The 352-nt window shown below is 40.1% G+C and carries 1 protein-coding gene; it reads left to right on the forward strand.

All coding sequences use genetic code 11. The features are described from left to right. On the forward strand, positions 1–279 hold a 279-nt coding region (locus WKT11_RS19905; protein WP_103951090.1), incomplete at its 5' end, for a conjugal transfer protein. Positions 280–352 lie beyond the last annotated feature (73 nt).

Raw genomic sequence — 352 nt, forward strand, 5'->3', positions numbered from 1 at the left:
GAATTTATCATCATTCTGTTTGGGGATATTCCCCCACTTTCCATGATTGAGGGAGCATTTCTCAAATACTTCGGTATTCCCGTTGCTCTCACTTGGTTTATGTCGCAGAAAACCTTTGACGGAAAGAAGCCGTACAGCTTTTTGAAATCACAGATAACCTATGCGTTAAGACCCAAAATCACTTATGCAGGAAAAGCCGTAAAACTGCATAAGCAGACCTTGAATGAAACAATCACGGCAGTAAGGAGTGTGAACTATGTTCCCGATAAAATATATTGACAATAACCTTGTCTGGAACAAGGACAATGAGGTATTCGCCTACTATGAGCTGATACCGTATAACTATTCTTTC

Origin of the sequence: Blautia sp. HCN-1074 (assembly GCF_037890165.1) — a bacterium.
Lineage (GTDB): Bacteria > Bacillota > Clostridia > Lachnospirales > Lachnospiraceae > Blautia_A.